15 protein-coding genes and 2 pseudogenes are annotated in these 17,061 nt (G+C 65.9%); 4 read left to right on the top strand and 13 right to left on the bottom strand.

The window, feature by feature from the left end:
• Nucleotides 1-51: 51 nt before the first annotated feature.
• On the bottom strand, nt 52-945 hold the full coding sequence (locus NDR87_RS31305) for a phenylalanine 4-monooxygenase (protein ID WP_251917423.1): 894 nt from the start codon (nt 943-945) through the stop codon (nt 52-54).
• Nucleotides 946-1,167: 222 nt separating this feature from the next.
• On the opposite strand from NDR87_RS31305, the gene NDR87_RS31310 reads away from it, so the two are divergent.
• Nucleotides 1,168-1,941, top strand: coding sequence for an ATP-binding protein (locus tag NDR87_RS31310; RefSeq protein WP_251917422.1), 774 nt, complete (start codon nt 1,168-1,170; stop codon nt 1,939-1,941).
• On the opposite strand, the pseudogene NDR87_RS31315 reads toward NDR87_RS31310, so the two are convergent.
• A pseudogene (locus NDR87_RS31315) lies at nt 1,929-3,787 on the bottom strand (CheR family methyltransferase). The gene NDR87_RS31310 and the pseudogene NDR87_RS31315 sit on opposite strands and share 13 nt — an antisense overlap.
• Nucleotides 3,788-3,820: 33 nt before the next feature.
• Nucleotides 3,821-4,807, bottom strand: coding sequence for a chemotaxis protein CheB (locus tag NDR87_RS31320; protein ID WP_251917421.1), 987 nt, complete (start codon nt 4,805-4,807; stop codon nt 3,821-3,823).
• A gap of 215 nt (nt 4,808-5,022) precedes the next feature.
• Here NDR87_RS31320 and phoA point away from each other — a divergent pair, with 215 nt between their 5' ends.
• Complete coding sequence (phoA, locus tag NDR87_RS31325) at nt 5,023-6,504, top strand: alkaline phosphatase (RefSeq protein ID WP_251917420.1); 1,482 nt, start codon at nt 5,023-5,025, stop codon at nt 6,502-6,504.
• 58 nt (nt 6,505-6,562) lie between these two features.
• Here phoA and NDR87_RS31330 read toward each other — a convergent pair whose 3' ends face one another.
• The gene (locus NDR87_RS31330) at nt 6,563-7,963 is read right to left on the bottom strand and encodes an alpha/beta hydrolase (RefSeq protein ID WP_251917419.1); all 1,401 of its coding nucleotides are present in this window, start codon (nt 7,961-7,963) and stop codon (nt 6,563-6,565) included.
• A gap of 588 nt (nt 7,964-8,551) precedes the next feature.
• Between NDR87_RS31330 and NDR87_RS31335 the strand changes: the two genes are divergently transcribed.
• Complete coding sequence (locus NDR87_RS31335) at nt 8,552-9,172, top strand: hypothetical protein (protein ID WP_251917418.1); 621 nt, start codon at nt 8,552-8,554, stop codon at nt 9,170-9,172.
• 95 nt (nt 9,173-9,267) lie between these two features.
• On the opposite strand, the gene NDR87_RS31340 is transcribed toward NDR87_RS31335, so the two are convergent.
• From NDR87_RS31340 to sdhC, 7 genes are all read right to left on the bottom strand, one after another.
• Nucleotides 9,268-9,597, bottom strand: a complete 330-nt coding sequence (locus NDR87_RS31340) for a hypothetical protein (RefSeq protein WP_251917417.1) — start codon at nt 9,595-9,597, stop codon at nt 9,268-9,270.
• A 16-nt stretch (nt 9,598-9,613) separates the two neighbouring features.
• Nucleotides 9,614-10,006, bottom strand: a complete 393-nt coding sequence (locus NDR87_RS31345; protein ID WP_251917416.1) for a hypothetical protein — start codon at nt 10,004-10,006, stop codon at nt 9,614-9,616.
• 23 nt (nt 10,007-10,029) lie between these two features.
• The gene (locus NDR87_RS31350) at nt 10,030-11,289 is read right to left on the bottom strand and encodes an amidase domain-containing protein (protein WP_251917415.1); all 1,260 of its coding nucleotides are present in this window, start codon (nt 11,287-11,289) and stop codon (nt 10,030-10,032) included.
• 138 nt (nt 11,290-11,427) lie between these two features.
• Nucleotides 11,428-12,201 (bottom strand): succinate dehydrogenase iron-sulfur subunit, encoded by a 774-nt coding sequence (locus NDR87_RS31355; RefSeq protein ID WP_251917414.1) that lies wholly within the window; start codon nt 12,199-12,201, stop codon nt 11,428-11,430.
• A complete protein-coding gene (sdhA, locus tag NDR87_RS31360) occupies nt 12,201-13,985 on the bottom strand; it encodes a succinate dehydrogenase flavoprotein subunit (RefSeq protein ID WP_251917413.1) in 1,785 nt (594 codons plus the stop codon). Before sdhA ends, NDR87_RS31355 begins: the two co-directional genes overlap by 1 nt.
• A 16-nt stretch (nt 13,986-14,001) precedes the next feature.
• A complete protein-coding gene (locus NDR87_RS31365; RefSeq protein ID WP_251917412.1) occupies nt 14,002-14,442 on the bottom strand; it encodes a succinate dehydrogenase hydrophobic membrane anchor subunit in 441 nt (146 codons plus the stop codon).
• Nucleotides 14,443-14,444: 2 nt separating this feature from the next.
• Entirely contained in the window at nt 14,445-14,846 is a 402-nt protein-coding gene (gene sdhC, locus NDR87_RS31370; RefSeq protein WP_251917411.1) for a succinate dehydrogenase, cytochrome b556 subunit, read from the bottom strand.
• A 308-nt stretch (nt 14,847-15,154) separates the two neighbouring features.
• On the opposite strand from sdhC, the pseudogene NDR87_RS31375 reads away from it, so the two are divergent.
• Nucleotides 15,155-15,304, top strand: a pseudogene (locus tag NDR87_RS31375) (cytidine deaminase); the annotation flags it as partial.
• 167 nt (nt 15,305-15,471) lie between these two features.
• Here the strand turns inward: NDR87_RS31375 and NDR87_RS31380 are convergent.
• Complete coding sequence (locus NDR87_RS31380) at nt 15,472-16,416, bottom strand: hypothetical protein (RefSeq protein ID WP_251917410.1); 945 nt, start codon at nt 16,414-16,416, stop codon at nt 15,472-15,474.
• Nucleotides 16,413-16,970 (bottom strand): M15 family metallopeptidase, encoded by a 558-nt coding sequence (locus NDR87_RS31385; RefSeq protein ID WP_372494348.1) that lies wholly within the window; start codon nt 16,968-16,970, stop codon nt 16,413-16,415. The genes NDR87_RS31380 and NDR87_RS31385 overlap by 4 nt, the downstream gene beginning before the upstream one ends.
• Between the last annotated feature and the right edge of the window lie 91 nt (nt 16,971-17,061).

Here is a 17,061-nt window from a genome sequence, read left to right on the forward strand (position 1 = left end):
CCTTCAATCGGCCGGGGCACGGCCGGTGCGGAGTGCGGGCAGGGGCGTCGGTCAGGCGGTCCGGTGGGCCGCCTGATCTCGGGCGACGACCTCATCGGTCATCGTCGAGAAGAATCCGCCGACCACATCCTCGATCTCGGAGATCGACTCGGCGCAGTACAGCACGGGCTGGTAGTGGGTGATGTCGTAGACCGCCGTGCCCATTTCGTGAATGTTCAACGGGCGCAACTGCGCGCTGCGGAACTCCTCGATCTCGCCGTAGGACGACAGCAGGCCCGCGCCGTAGCAGCGCACCTCGCCCTGCTCGCGCACGACGCCGAACTCCATCGAGAACCAGAACACATTGGCCAGGAACTTCAGTGCCGCTTCGGTTTCCAGTCGGGCCACCGCCGCGCCGACCTCGGCGTAGATCGCCGCGAAGCGCGGGCTGGCCAATTGGTTGGCGTGGCCGATGATCTCGTGGATGGCGTCCGGTTCAGGGGTGTACAGCGGGGCCGAGTGATGGCGAATGTACTGGGTGGAGTGGAAGGTTCGCTGGGCGAACGAGCCGAAGAACTGCCGCAGCGGCACCAGTCCGGCCGCGGGGACGTACTGGAAACCGCTGAGCGGCACCAGCTTCGCGGTCACCTCGTCCAGTTGCGGGATGTGATCGGTGGGAAGTCCCAGTCGCTCCTCACCGGCCAGCACCTCCGCCGAGGCGTATTTACGGTGCTTGCGGGCCAGCTCGGCGGAGACGATCCGCCAGACTTCCTGTTCCTCGTCGGTGTAGTCGACGTGCGGCAGCGGGTCGCCGGGCCGATACGACATCGCCATGGCGGCGATGGAATTGCGGCGAGCCCGATATACCTGATCGTGGACGCCCGGGTGCTCGTCGCTCAGGTGCACCGTCACGTCGCCGTCGGTTCCCGTGGTCACCGGAGAGTACAGCTGAGCTTCGTTGAACATACTTCGATGCAAGCACTACCGGACGATTCAGACAACAAACCCTCGTTTTGCTGTGCAGATTGAATAGGGGGTCGGTGTCGCGGGGAGTTGGCGTCGTATCTGTTCGAAACGAGTGGTACTGGGTACCGTCCAGACTGAGACTCGAACAATGGAAAAGGCCGTCGTAGTGGTGCCGAGCAGCGGAGGAGTCGGGGGCACGGTGGCCGACCGACAGTGGTGGGGATGAGCGATGTGACGGCAGAGCACGAGATCAAGTGGTCGGTGCACCGGCTGCGGGGATGCTCGGTGGTCCGACCGGTGGGTGAACTCGATGCCACGACGTATCGGGGCTTCGGTGACGACCTGGTCAAGTTCACCCTGGATCTGCCGCGTGCCGTGATCGTCGTGGCCGACGAGCTGGTGGTGCGGGCCGAGCCGCTGCTGACCGCCTTCGCCAATGCCTGGATGCGCGGCAACGACTGGCCCGGCGTGCCGATTCTGCTGGTCGTGCAGGATTCCGGCAATCGGCGGGTGTTCGAGTGCAGCGCGATCCGGCGGTTCGTCCCGGTGTACGCGTCGGTAATCGCGGCGCTGCGGGGAGCGGAGGAGCCGCCGCTGCGCCGCCGGATGAGCATCACGCTGGTGCGCACCGGGAACTGTGCGCAGCGGGCACGTCGCTTCGTCGACGAGGTGTGCGAGGAATGGAAGATCGTCCAGGTGCGTTCCGACGCCGAGCTGGTGACCACGGAATTCGTGGAGAATTCGCTCCGGCACAACCGGGTCGGCACCGATCTGAGCGTGCGGCTGGAGCTGCACCAGGACCTGCTGACCGTCGCGGTGGGCGACGATGATCCGCGCGAGGCCGTCCTGCGTGAGCCGCTGCCCGGCGATACCCGCCTGTACGGTCTGCATGTCGTCGCGCGCATGGCTCGGGCGTGGGGCTGCGCCCCGCGCTGGCCGGTCGGCAAGGTCGTCTGGGCGGCGCTGCCGATCGGACCGCGTTGTCAGCTCGGTTGAGCCGGAGATCCGTCGCCGAGGGGTTCCATCGAAAGGATCGCGCCCGTCGCGGCACCGCTGCGGTCACGCAGGGCCGTGCACACTACGCGCAGCAGGATCCGGCGACCGCGGCGATTGACCCCTTCGAGTCGAATCTCGCGGCGGTAGTGCGGATCGCCGAGCGCCGGGCGCACGATCGGGCGCAGTTCGGCCACGGGCAGCCCGATATCCAGATTCAGCAGGTGGTCGCCCTCGGCCTCCTCGGGGCGCAGACCCCACAGATTCTCCGCACCGGCATTCCACACCACGATGCGCATCGAGGTGTCAACCACGATCACACCCGCGTACCAGGAACTCATGACGGCGAAGAAGAATTCGTTGACCTCGTCGAGTTCGCTACTGCGCTCGCGTAATTCGTTGTTGATGGTCTGGAGCTCGTCGTTGGTGGACTGGAGTTCCTCGTTGGTGGTCTCGAGCTCCTCGTTGGTGGACTGGAGTTCCTCGTTGGTCGTCTCGAGCTCCTCGACCGTGGATTGCAGTTCCTCGTTGGTGGTCTCGAGCTCCTCGTTGGTGGATTGCAGTTCCTCGTAGGCCGATTCGCGCTGCTGGTTGGCGTGGTTGAGCTCGGCGAGCAGGCGACGGGTCGCGGTGATGTCGTGGAAGACCAGGGAGACGCCGAGAATGAGATCCTCGGACAGCAACGGACTCACATGCACCTCGAGCGTCAATGTCTCGCCCGGGCCGCGCTGCCATTCGATGTCCTTGATGCGCAACGCCCTTCGCTCGGCCCGCGCCTGCGCGATGTAACCGCGCAATTCCACGGCCGGTACGACAGCTCCAAATCCCGCATGGGACGGCCGATATCGCGCTCGGTCAGTCCGAACAGGTGCTTGGCCTGCTGGTTGACCAGCGCCACCGCATCGTCGTGGCCGAGCACCACCTGGGCGACCGGCCCGGTCGAAAACGACAGTCCGCGCAGGGTTTCCAGGTGATCCGGTTCGCGCCGATCCGCGACCACGGTACGGCCGAATACGTGGCCGACGTCCATTCGGCTGCTGGGCACCTTGCGGAAGATCCGGCGCTTGAGATCGACCGGATCGAAGATGCGGCTGTGGCTGAGCAGCATTTCGGCCTTGCCCAGGAATAGCAAACCCCGCGGCGAGAGGGCGAAGTGGAACTTGTCCAGGATCTTGGTCTGGGTCTCGGCGTTGAAGTACATCAACGTGTTGCGGCAGGCGAGCAGGTCGATCCGGGAGATCGGCGCGTCCTGCACCAGATCGTTGCGGCCGAAGATCACCGAGCGGCGCAGATCCTTACGGAAGGCGTAGCGCCCACCCGTCGGCTCGAAATAGCGCTGCACCAGCTTCTGACCGAGCGGGGCGACCTCCTTCTCGCTGTAGAGCGCGTGCCGGGCGGTGCTCAGGGCCTCCTCGTCCACGTCGGTGGCATAGATCTTGACCCGCTGGCGGAACTCGTCGATGCTCAGCGCCTCGGCCAGGACGATGGCCAGGCCGTAGGCCTCCTCACCCGACGCGCAGCCGGCACACCAGATTCGCACCGGCTCGTCGGGGCCGCGCTCGGCCAGCAGCGTCGGTACCACATCGGTTTGCAGGAAATCCCAGGCGTCCGGGTCGCGGAAGAAACCGGTCACATTGATCAGGATGGTATTGAACAGGGAGACGAACTCGTCCGAATTCGCCTGCAGCACATCGAGATATTCCGCATAGTCCTCGATGCCGAGCTGATTCATGCGCCGATCGACGCGACGCATGAGGCTGCTGCGTTTGTAGCCGGTGAAATCGAAGCCGCGGGCTTCCTTGAGGTACTGCAGGATCTCCTCGAAGCCAAGGGTGGCGATCGGCGACATGTCCTGGTCCACCAACCCAACGTACCGGGCTCGTCAGTCGGCGCGGCGGTCGACCAGCAGCTTTCGAAGAATTTCTGCGGCGTGGGAGTTTTCGGCGCTCTGGTCGGCGAAGCGAGTGGCCATGCGGTCGTCGCCGTGGCGCTGAGCGTCGGCGCGCATCCGGTCGGCCAGGTGCCGTCGCTCCTCGAGAGCCCGTAGCGCCGTCCACAGGGCCTTCTCCACCTCCAGGCTCTGCTCGAGCAGCAGCGCCTCCGCGGTCCAGGCGTGACCGACGCGGCAGCGATAGCGCTTGCCGTCAGCGAGGGCGTAGAGCGAGCCGTTGCAGTCCGGGCAGCTCAGACCCGCTGGTTGGGCCATGGTTGTCACCTCGTTGCGCAGCAGCCCACCGGCGTCGATGCGGGCTTCGAGACGATCGAGTTCCGATGGTGGGGCGGCGGTGAATTCGATCCGTTCGACCAGGCTTTTGGACACCGCGGCGCCCAGTTCGCGGGCGGGCAGCACCAGATCCGCGGCGACGTGGGCCAGTGCGTTGTCGGGCATGCTGCGGTACAGCGCCTCGGTGGGCTCCTGCACCGCGGCGAGCCCGCCCCGGGACTTGATCAGCGCCAGACCGGCGGTGCCGTCGTCGAGGGATCCGGACAGCACCACGCCCGCGACCCGGCAGTCCCAGGTCATCGCGGCGGAACGGAACAGCGCGTCGATGCCAGGACGGTGGCCGTTCTCGGAGGGGCCGTGCGAGAGCACGATGTGCTCGGCGGTGACCAGCAGGTGATGATCGGGGACGGCGGTGTAGATGATGCCGGGCGCCAGTGGCGCGCCGTGGTGCGCGGGCCGTGCGGGTATCGGTGCGACCCGCTGCAGGGTCGTGGCCAGGACCGAGGTGCCGCCCGACGGCAGGTGCAGCACCACCAGGACCGCGGCCGGGAGGTCCGGTGGGAGGCCGGATACGAATTCGCGCAGCGCCTCGACGCCGCCCGCGGAGGCGCCGACCACGATCACGTGGGTAGGCTTGGTGCTCACGGTCTTTCCTCTCGGTCGACCGGCCCTGCCAGTGTCCACGCTACGCGCGGTTTCCAGTTCATGGGTCTGGACTGCCCGTTGCGCACTACTCCACACAGGCTGCGAGCTTTGTCCCTTTCATCCAGAATTAACCGAAGTGTTGCTATCGGTTCAGTGTGGCCCGGCACTATCCGCACGGTTTGTGTCCGCCGGAAAGTAGATTGGGTATTTTTCGTATGTCGTTCTCCTCCTCCAGGTCTCGATGGATTCGGGTCCTAGCCGTTCCGGGCGTGGCCGCCGTGCTGATCGGAACGATGGCCGGTTGCGGGTCGGATTCCGGTAAGCAGTCCAATGGTTCGCTGATCACCCCGGGGGCGCAGGGCACGCTGTCCGACAATGGCGGCGCGCGGCGACTGACCGGCGATCGCAGTGCGGCGCTGCGGGATTCGATCAACGACAAGCAGGCCAAGAACGTCATCCTGCTGATCGGCGACGGCATGGGTGATTCGGAGATCACCGTGGCGCGCAATGTGGCCGAGGGCGCGGGCGGCTACTTCAAGGGTATCGATGCGCTGCCGCTGACCGGTTCCTACACCCACTACTCGCTGGACAAGAAGACCGGAAAGCCGGACTATGTCACCGATTCCGCGGCCAGCGGGTCGGCGTGGGCGACCGGCACCAAGACCTACAACGGCGCGATCGGGGTGGACATCAAGGGTGCGCCGCAGACCAATCTGGTCGAGATCGCCAAGGCCAACGGCAAGGCCACCGGCAATGTGACGACCGCGGAGATCCAGGATGCCACCCCGGCGGTGCTCGGGGCCCATGTGACCGACCGCAAATGTTACGGGCCGGACGAGACCTCGACGAAGTGTCCGACCAACGCGCTGGAGCAGGGCGGGCTCGGCTCGATCAGCGAGCAGCTGCTGGCGACGCGGGCCGATGTGACGCTGGGCGGTGGCGCCAAAAGCTTCGAGCAGAAGGCCAAGGCCGGGGAGTATCAGGGCAAAACCCTGCTCGAGCAGGCGAAGTCGCGGGGCTACAACGTCGTGTCCGATCGTGCCGGGCTGGACGCGGTGACCAAGGCCGATCAGACCGCGCCGGTGCTGGGGCTGTTCTCGCCGGGCAATATGCCGGTGCGGTGGGCCGGGGAGAAGGCCGTGCGCGACGGGCTGAACCTGCCCGCGCAGACCTGCAAGGACAATCCGGACCGCCCGGCGACGCTGCCGGATCTGGCGGGCATGACCCGCAAGGCGATCGATCTGCTGAAGGACCGCAAGGACGGCTTCTTCCTGCAGGTCGAGGGGGCTTCGATCGATAAGCAGGACCACAATGCCAATCCGTGCGGGCAGGTCGGCGAGACCGTCGATCTCGACGCCGCGGTGCAGGCGGCCCTGGAGTTCGCCAAGGCCGATGGCAACACCCTGGTGATCGTCACCGCCGACCACGCGCACTCGAGCCAGATCGTCCCGCTGGAGACGAAGTCCGCGTCGCTGATGAGCAAGGTGGTCACCAAGGACGGCGCCGAGATCGGCATCTCCTACGGCACCTCCGAGGAGGCCGGATCGCAGGAGCACACCGGCACCCAGCTGCGCGTGGCCGCCTACGGGCCGCGGGCGGCGAATGTGGTGGGGCTGACCGATCAGACGGATCTGTTCTTCACCATGACCGATGCGTTGGGGCTGGATCGGAGCAAGAAGTTGGCCGCGGCGAAGTAGTCCGCGGGTCTGCGATGGGCCGCCTTCGTCAATGAGGGACGAAGGCGGCCTTCGCGTTTCAGGAAGGGGAGCAGGTGGTTTCCGCGGGCGGCGGGGTGAGGTCGGTGAGGTAGCGGATCAGCGGCTCGTCGACGCACGCGGTGCCCCGGAAGGCGGCACCGTGCTGGGTGCCCTCGTAGGTGATGAGGGCGGCGTCGAGATAGCGGGCCAGGTTGCGGCCGCCCGCGTACGGCGTCGCGGGGTCGCCCGTTGTCGCGACGACGACGGTCTTGGGCAGGCCCGCGGTGTTGGGGACGTGCGGTTGGGAGAACGGGGGGAACGGCCAGAAAGCGCACACGGGCAGCGGGGTCAGCCCGGTGGCCCGGCCGTCGTCCGTAATCGGTGCGGCGGCGCGGGTCCGGAGGTCGAGGACAGTGGCTGTCACGTGGTCGGTGATTCGCGGTTCCTCGCCGCACAGGACGGCCTGTTGGAGATCCCGCTCGACCGAACTCTCGAAGAACTCGGTCACTCCGGCCAGTGCGTCGCCGCGGCCTTTACGTAACTGGTTGAGGCCCTTGGTGATCACCGGCCACAGCGAAGGCTGATACAGCAGGTTCAACACGGCCCCGGTCGCGCCGAGGTATCCGAGGTTCTTGCCGTCGGCCGCGGGTACGGGCTGATTCTGAAGCGGAATCGTCAATGCGCGGAACTCGGCGGTGGCTCGGCTCGGATCGGTGCCCAGCGGGCAGTCGGGCGAACGCGTGCAGTCGGCGGCGTATGCGTTGAAGGCATTCTGGAAGCCGGTGGCCATCGCCACTGGATCGAGCATGGTTGCCGTCGGATCGATCGCGGCGTCCAACACCATGGCGCGCACCCGATCCGGATACGTTTCCGCGATGGTCGATCCGAGCCGCGAGCCGTAGGAGCCGCCGAAATAGGTCAGCTTCTCGTCGCCCAGCACACCGCGGATCACGTCGAAGTCCCGCGCGACGTCGGCTGTTCCGATGTGCGCCAACAGTTTCGGATCGGTCCGGCGGACGCAGTCGGCGACGTAATCCCGGAATCGCTTTTCGGTCTGGGCGATTCCGATGGGCGACCTGTCCCAGACGGGATCCTCGCGATGCGCCCGATGCTCCTCCGGCGTACGGCAGGTCACCTTCGGCGTGGACGCTCCGAGGCCGCGGACATCGACACCGATCACATCGAAGCGTTCGGCGAGCGGCGTCTCGGCCAGCAGCTGGGGAATGCCCGCCAGCCCCGGCCCGCCGGGCCCGCCGGGATTGGTGAGGAGTGACCCGATCCGGTCGCCGCTCGCTCGATGTCGCGAAATCGCGATCTGCGCGGTCTCGCCGTCGGGTTCGGCGTAGTCGATCGGTACCGTGACGCGTGTGCATTCGAATCCGTGCGCGTCGAGTTCTTCTGCGCCGGAGAAGCTTTCGCATGAGCCCCAGGCGAGTCGCTGGTGGTAGTAGCGGTCCATGCCGAGATCCGATTCCGCGGCGGCGTTGCCGCACCCGGCTGCCAGTAGGACGGCAACGGCTGTGAGGATTCTTCGCGAGCGTCGTCCGTATTGGGCAGATACCTTGTGCCGGTTGGTCATTCGTCCCCCCTCGTAGATCGGAAGCGGCCTCATTCTGTCAGACCCGCTCGGCCTCCGCGATCTTCTTCCGGGGATAGCGGGCCGAGGGGGCTGTGGATGGCTGGGTGGTTCAATCCGCGCTCGAGCTGGTGGCCCGGTCCGTATGATCGCGACATGGGGGAGGTCTTTCATCATCTCGTTCGCCTGCTGGAGCCCTTTGCCGGGTTGCTGGATTACCTGAGCCCCTGGGGAATTCCATGGCCGTTGACCTTCGCGCTGGTCTTCCCGGTGGTCGCCGGGGTGCTTTCCGTGATGGTGTGGTGGTCTCGTGGGACCGCCTGGCCCGTTCGATGCGACTACCCGATCACGACCACGGGTCATCCGTGCAGAAACCGTGTGTTGGGCGAATGGGGGCGGTGCCGTTATCACCGTCCGGGTACTCGGCGGCGCAGCGGCCGTGCGGTACGGGAACTCTACCGGTGGCAAACAGTGCAGCGCGGTGGCCGTCTCGTCGAACGAGACGATGTCCACGGGCGCGGTTTCCTCCGTGATCGGTCAGGGATCCGCGGCCTGCTGTACTACCGGGGGTTCGCCCGGCCGCCGCGCAATGTACGGGGAATCTGGCGCACCTGGCTCACCGAGCGCGGCGATGATTGGCGCAAGCTCATCGCACAGCTCCGCGATGACGGCGTACTGGACTTTCGCGTGTTGTTCACGGGCGCGGCGAGTGCCTCGGCCCGCGTAGGGGTTTCGTCCCGGCTGACCCGAGTGATCCGAGCGACCAGATTGGTTTTGCTGCTGGCCACGGCCGGACTCGTGCTGGTCGGCTATACGGTGTGGCGGAACTATGATCCGAAGAGCACGCTCAGCTACGTCGCTGCCCTGATGTTCATCGCCGCCTGGGCCGTGGCTCGATGGGGTATCTGGGCAGAGGTGGCCTCCGACACCGAGATTCGGTGGCGTGGTGGTTGGTTGCGCAATGCGGCTATCCAAACCGTGAAATGGTTCGCCGCCTTCATGCTCATCTCGGTCCTGGCCGGAGAGCTGATCACCCGAATCGAAAAGCTCCTGCGTGGCCCCGGCCAGTTGGACATCGGCGGCATCTGGTAGCGAAGTGGCAACCCTTCCGGCGAGCGGCGAAAGGTAAGGCCGCACGATGTGGGTGCGAAGGTGCTCGGATAGACGGTAGGTCTGTGGCTGGGTGATTACTGCGCCATCGTGCCGACGGCGTCCTCGATGCGTTGCAGGTTGTCGGCGTACCTGGCGTCGACGGATACACGACTCTGGACGATCTCCACGATCTTCTGGCCGATGCTCTCCAACTCGGTCAGGCTGCTCAGGATTTCTCGGTGCCGCACGTGGGCGAAATCGACCAGGGCAGGTCCGGTCTTCCATCCCGGGTTGGCGTCGGAGGCGGGCTGGACATTGCGGAACTGGTTCTCCAGAAGGGCTTTGGCCTGGTTACCGTGATCGGTGATGGCGGTGCCTGCGTCGGTGGCCGAGGCCGGATCCACGCAGATGCCGATGTTTCCCATGGCCGGCTCCTATCTATCAGATGCGGGATGCGCAGGGGTGGTAGTCGGGTGACAGCGGTTCGGACGGGCTGGGGGAGATCACTCCGAACAGCACGATCACCGTGTAGAGGCCGGTAATCACGGCCGCGACGATGGCGACCGTGGAGCCGAGCCCGCGAAACCTGCTGGCACGCCTTGCGATCAACATCGTGAGCACAATGAAGGCCGCCGTCGATACGACCATCAGCACGACGCCGAGATAGTCACCGACGAGCGCGATGCCCGGCACATCGATCCGCATGCTGCATCGGCTGGCCACCAGATCGTCGGTGCGCTGCTGCAGCACCGAGTCGGCCCATACGAACAGGATCGTCGCGACCACGAACGAGAGGATGGCCGTAACGGCCGTTACCGCAACATCTTTCCGCATCCGCGTACCGTATCGAGGCTCGTTCACCAGGTCTCCTTGGGTCGTACCACTCGTACTTTTTGTGTCCCGCCGTCCTGGTCGGCGAACCCGATGCGGTCGATCAGACTCAGGTCCTTGCCGTTGGTGGTGTGCTGGGTGTAGAGGACGTCACCGTTCGGCAGGACCGCGGTGACAAGGGCGGTGTGATGCGCGTCGCCGGGGCTGTAGCTGCCCACGGACCGAGTGTGTTCGAAATACAGGACGTCCCCCGGTCTCGCCCCGGCGATGCCGACCTCCTGGCCGCCGTTGTTCAGGAAGAATTCCTTCTGCTTCTGGGCGTTGATCCAGGTGTCGCTGTGTGTGAGACCTTGGAGTGAACCGGGGCCGGGCGGGTCGAAATCGATATGTCGCTCGCCCAATTCGGATCTCATCCAGCCGTTCGAATCGAGAGTGGATGATCCCTTCTCGTCCAAGCCCGCATCGTGCAGTGCGGATGAGACGAAGTTGGCACAGTTGTTCTCGAAAATGTCGATCGAGGTGTCGTTCCAGTGATCGCGGGCGTACTCGACCGCCTTGACCGCGTCGTAGCCGTTGGAACCGCGCAGCTCGGCTTTCACGTTGTCGGGTATCCCGTTCAGATCGTTCAATTCGACCGGGACGGCGAGCATGAGCTGGCGGCGCCCGGTGTCGGACAAGGAGCTCCACCACTGCGCAACGATCTCGGGCGATTGGCCCTGGGGCAACGTTTCCCGGATGGCGGCCAGTGCGGCTTGTACGGCCTCGCCCTGCTGGCGGCGCGCCTCCTCGAGCGAGCTGCTGTCGACGCTGATGTTCAGCTTGCGAAGCGCTCCGGCCACATCCTCGTCCGCCTTGTTCGCGGCGTCCAACGCATCCTTGATGAGCGTGTTGCAGTGGTCCATCGTCGTGGTGGCCGCAGCGGGATCGGCATGGTCTTCGGGGAGTTCGAAGCTATCCCCGACGAGCCGCAGACCCGCAATGATGCCTGTGTCGATCGCGGATCGCACCTGTGACTGCGCGGTACGCGCTGCGTCTTCCAAGGTGTCCAGAGCGGTGACGGCGCCGCGCAGCAATACCGCGACCTCTTCGAGCCTGCCCGTTACGTCGGTAACGCGCTGGCGCACCAGTTCGCCCAGGTAATCCGGCCACGAATCCTCGAGTCGCTTGGTGCCGTTCGCATGAATTTCGCTCACTGCCTCCTCGCAATTCTTGGCGGAGGTCAACAGGTCGTCAGCCACGGTCTGCCATCGGCCCGGGTCGGCCGAGCGAAGTTGGTTGAGATCCAACGGTTCCCCCCTCCACGAAGAAGATGTAGATCAAGATCGTGACGATGCGGCACGCTATCACCAAAGGCCGCCTTCATCGCGAGATGAAGGCGGCCTCGGTCCGGGTGTTTTATGGGCCCGGCGTGCTTTCTGCCGGGGTCAGCGGGCGAACAGTAGGGCGCGCTTGACTTCCTGGATGGCCTTGGTGACCTCGATGCCTCGGGGGCAGGCGTCGGTGCAGTTGAAGGTGGTGCGGCAGCGCCAGACGCCTTCTACGTCGTTGAGGATGTCGAGGCGTTCGCGGGCGCCCTCGTCGCGGCTGTCGAAGATGAAGCGGTGGGCGTTGACGATGGCGGCGGGGCCGAAGTAGCTGCCGTCGCTCCAGTACACCGGGCACGAGGTGGTGCAGCAGGCGCAGAGGATGCACTTGGTGGTGTCGTCGAAGCGGGCGCGGTCGGCCTGGGACTGGATGCGCTCGCGGGTGGGCTCGTTGCCGTGCGTGATGAGGTACGGCTTGACGGCCTTGAACGCGTCGAAGAACGGCTCCATGTTCACCACGAGGTCCTTCTCCACGGGCAGGCCGCGGATGGGCTCGACGGTGACGGTCAGCGCCTTACCGCCCTTGGGCAGCATGTCGCGCATGAGCACCTTGCACGCCAGGCGGTTGACGCCGTTGATGCGCATGGCGTCGGAACCGCAGACGCCGTGGGCGCAGGAGCGGCGGAAGGTGAGCGTGCCGTCCAGGTAGGACTTGATGTAGATGAGCACGTTCAGGAAGCGGTCGGTCGGCAGGACCGGGACCTGGAACGAATCCCAGTGCGCGCCTTGGCCGTCCTCGGGGTTGAACCGCGCCACCTTGACGGTGATCATGGTCGATCCCTCGGGCACCGGAGCTGGTTTCTGGGCCGCAGGGGCCTCTGCTACGGCAGTCATCAGTACTTACGCTCCATCGGCTCGTAACGGGTCTGCACGACCGGCTTGAAATCGAGGCGGATATCGGCGATCAACTTGGCGTGCTCGCCGGGCTGGACGTCCTTGTAGGCCATGGTGTGGCGCATGAAGTTGACGTCGTCGCGGTCCGGGTAGTCCTCGCGGGCGTGGCCGCCGCGCGACTCCTTGCGGTTCAGCGCGCCCACCACGGTGACCTCGGCCAGCTCCAGTAGGAAGCCCAGCTCGACGGCCTCGAGCAGATCGCTGTTGTAGCGGCGGCCCTTGTCCTGCACGGTGATGTGCTCGTAGCGCTCCTTGAGCGCGTGGATATCGGTGAGCGCCTGCTTGAGGGTCTCCTCGGTGCGGAACACCGCGGCGTTGGCGTCCATGGTGGCCTGCAGTTCGGTGCGGATGTCGGCAACGCGCTCGTTGCCGTGATCCGACAGCAGCCGGGCCAGCCAGCCCTGCACGTAGTCCGCGGGGGCCTGCGGCATCTCGACGAATTCGCTGCGCTGGGCGTACTCGGCGGCGGCGATACCCGCGCGGCGGCCGAACACGTTGATGTCCAGCAGCGAGTTGGTGCCCAGGCGGTTCGCGCCGTGCACCGATACGCAGGCGCACTCACCCGCGGCGTAGAGGCCGGGGACGACGTCGGTGTTGTTGCGCAGCACCTCGCCGCGGATGCGGGTCGGGATGCCGCCCATGACGTAGTGACAGGTCGGCATGACCGGCACCGGCTCCTTCACCGGGTCCACGCCCAGGTAGGTGCGGGAGAACTCGGTGATGTCGGGCAGCTTCTCCTCGAGCACGTCCTCGCCGAGGTGGGTCACGTCGATGTAGACGTAGTCCTTGTTCGGGCCCGCGCCTCGGCCCTCGAGGACCTCCTTGACCATCGACCGGGCGACGATGTCGCGCGGCGCGAGGTCCTTGATGGTGGGGGCGTAACGCTCCATGAACCGCTCACCCGAGGCGTTGCGCAGGATGCCGCCCTCGCCGCGCACGGCCTCGGAGATGAGGATGCCCAGGCCCGCCAGGCCCGTCGGATGGAACTGGTGGAACTCCATGTCCTCCAGCGGAAGTCCCTTGCGGAACACGATGGCCATGCCGTCGCCGGTCAGGGTGTGGGCGTTGGAGGTGGTCTTGTACATCCGGCCCGAACCGCCGGTGGCGAACACGATCGACTTGGCGTGGAAGACGTGCAGATCGCCGGTGGCCAGCTCGTAGGCGACCACACCGGTGGCGACCGGGCCGCGATCGGTGTTTGTCAGGACCAGATCGAGGACGTAGAACTCGTTGAAGAACTCCACGTCGTGCTTGACGCAGTTCTGATACAGCGTCTGCAGGATCATGTGGCCGGTGCGGTCGGCGGCGTAACACGCGCGGCGGACCGGGGCCTTGCCGTGGTCACGGGTGTGGCCGCCGAATCGGCGCTGGTCGATCTTGCCCTCGGGCGTCCGGTTGAACGGCAGGCCCATCTTCTCCAGGTCGAGCACGGCGTCGATGGCCTCCTTGGCCATGATCTCCGCGGCGTCCTGGTCGACGATGTAGTCGCCACCCTTGACGGTGTCGAAGGTGTGCCACTCCCAGTTGTCCTCTTCGACATTGGCCAGCGCGGCGCACATGCCGCCCTGGGCCGCGCCGGTGTGGGAGCGGGTCGGGTACAGCTTGGTCAGGACCGCGGTGCGGACCCGGGGGCCGGCCTCGATCGCCGCGCGCATCCCCGCGCCACCCGCACCGACGATCACGACGTCGTAGCGGTGCTCCTGAACGGGACGGGATTCACTCATCGGAGGTGGCCTGTTCCTAACTGATGTTGGGGTCGAAGGTGAAGATGACGTAGGTGCCCACGCCCATGATCAGGATCATCGAGATGGCCAGCAGGGTCTTCAGCCAGAAGCGGGTCGAGTCCTTGCGGGAGTAGTCGTCGATGACCGTGCGCAGGCCGTTGCCGCCGTGCAGCTGGGCCAGCCACAGCATGGTCAGGTCCCACAGCTGCCAGAACGGGCTCGCCCAGCGGCCCGCGACGAAGCCGAAGTTCAGTCGCTTCACGCCGCCGTCGAGCATCAGCATGATCGTCATATGGCCCAGGACCAGCACGACCAGCAGCAGGCCCGAGAAGCGCATGAACAGCCAGGCGTACTTCTCGAAGTTGTTGCCCGCGGTACGCCGGGGCGCGCGGGGGGCGTCGAGGCTGGCGGGGCGGTCGTAGGACTTGCCCAAGACGGGCGCGGCAGGTGTCGTCATGATCAGTGCTCCGTCAGCAGGTAGAAGAACTGGCGTCCGACACCGGCGCCCGCGACCAGGATCCAGATGGTGAGCACGATCCACAGCATCAGGCGCTGATAGCGGGGGCCCTGGGACCAGAAGTCGACGAGGATGACCCGGATGCCGTTGAGCGCGTGGAACAGCACGCACACCACGAGGCCCATCTCCATGAGGGCGACGATCGGAGTCTTGTACGTCTCGATCGCCCGGTTGTAGGTGTCCGGGCTGACCCGCACCAGCGCGGTGTCGAGCACATGGACGAACAGGAAGAAGAAGATCGTGACGCCGGTGATCCGGTGCAGCGCCCAGGACCACATACCCGGGTCGCCGCGGTACAGGGTCTTCCGCTTCGGCTGAGCCGGAGCTTCGAGGGTGGTCGTCATAGAGTGCGGTGCCTCCAACGTCGTTGATGGACCCGGTCGCGGTTTCGGCGCGCGGGCGGGAGCCGTTGGATCTGGAAAACACCAGCTCGTGCCCGGAGCCAACACCCCGGAGGCTGTGGTCGACCCGCCGCCGGGAACCTGAACCGATCTGTCTGGAACTCTAATCCCCGGGCAATCTCGGAACTAATTCGGCGTGCCGCGCGTTGGAGCACAATTCGGCCTAGTTAGGTTTGCCTAGCCTTCGAGATTGACGTGGCGTTTTCCCCTTCTCTACGGTCGTGTTCGAGTCACTCGAGCGGAGGTCAGGTATGTCGGAAATCGATTGGAATGCCTTGCGTAGCAGGGCATTTGAAGTAATGCAGAAAGCGTATGCGCCTTACTCCCGGTTTCCGGTCGGGGCGGCGGCTCTCACGGCCGACGGCCGAATTGTGAGCGGGTGCAATGTGGAAAATGTCTCAATCTATCGCAACTGACCTACCATTCAGTAGGTGATCCACTCCACTCGATTACAGCGGGTTATCGTCCGTTATCGGTGGTTCGGAGTGCCCAAAACGCGACCCGCGCGACCCTTGCGGCACGCGACGACTGCGCCAACGGGACCGTAACGGGACGGTGGCGGGACGCGCTAATCCGCTCGGCCGCTTCGCACCTCATCCAGCATCGCCTCGATGCGCCGGACGCGCGCCGCGGTGTCGAGCACCCACCCCATCAACGACTTCGGTTCGTCGTCAACCTGCGCGGGCAGCGTGAACCCATCCCACACAGTCTCGTTCCATACGTCCGCCGACATGTCGTAGGGCCATGCCTCGTTCGGGTTACGGGTCGAGGGGTTGACGTGTTCGGGGTGGCGGATCTGGCGCAGGCGGCCAGGATGCGGGTGCAGCTGCCCGGCGGCCTCGGTGAGCGGGTCGGACATGGCGTTGTCTCCTATTCCGAGCAATGCCAGCAGGTCCGGCAGCTCTAGTCGGGAGTAGTTCAGGTCCACGTCGCCGGTCCATGGGGCGCAGCGCCCGGCGTTGGTGAACTGCTGCGCGAACGCGACGGATTCGAGCCACGGCGGCGGGGTCGCAGCCCACCGGCCCGGCGTGCCGGAGTAGGACGGGACCACGAACCGCATCCCTTGCGGACGGGTCTGCCACAGCTCGGGATCGGCGACGCCGTTCAGGTAGCCGACCACGCGGCGGGTATCGCCGTACCAGCTGGCCAGGCGGGTCGCTTCGTCATTCACCTCCACCGACTGGTCACCGGTGATGCGTTTGCGGCCGCCCAGGAGCGCGCCTTCCACATCGATCATCGTGACCAGCCGCGGATGCCCCCACAGCCCGGCCTGTGTCAGCAGCTCCCGGTGAAGGTCGCAGTTCGCGCCGCCGGGCCAGAAGAAATAGTAGGCAATGACCAGCTGGAGCCGTCCTCGGTCGAGCATGTCCAGCGCGCGGCGGGCGTTGTCCAGCGCCAGCGCGTCGGTGGTGTCGCCGGAGTTGGTGCGGAACGACCACACCTGATGCGGATATCGGTCGTCGATCGGCGCGCCTTGGTATTGGCTGGTGTCGGCCCAGAATGTGCCCGTCACATCGTCCTCCGGCTCGGCGGTAGCAGTTGCTGGAACCCCTCCATGACGTACCGGCTCACCGGCGGGGCCGCGGTCGGGTAGATGCCCAGATATCCGCGGCGCAGCTTGGCCGCGAACACGTCCAGTTCGGGCGCGCCCTCGCGGTAACCGATCTGGTAGTGCATCTCATCCGGCCGCGACCATGCCCGGCCCCAGAACACCGTGCCCTCGAACAGATCCAGGCCCTGATGCACGCGTGCGACACGGTCTATGGGCATCGTGAGGCGACCCCAGGGGTAGCGTGGTGCGTTGATGTCGATGGCGACACCAGCCAAATGGTTGGAATCGGGCACGGCGTTGGTGGCCGACCATCCCCATACCGGGGACTCGATTTCCTCAACGTGGCGGTCGTACCAGACCATCCACGCACCGAGGATGGTCAGCGGCGCACCGGATCGGATGGGCGCGGTGTCGATGAATTCCAGCGGCACATCAGCGATCTCGCATTCGTCGCGGTTGCACATCCGCCACCCGGCTTCGGACCAAGCCCGGTCGTAGACGATGCGGAAGCTCACGAGACCGGACGGTAGGAGGTGGGGGTGCATCCGGCGTCCGCTGCCTACCCCGCCGGACCGGGCAGCGAACCGGGCGCTGCGAGCGGCCGGG

Source organism: Nocardia sp. CDC159, from assembly GCF_023740735.1.
Lineage (GTDB): Bacteria > Actinomycetota > Actinomycetes > Mycobacteriales > Mycobacteriaceae > Nocardia > Nocardia pulmonis.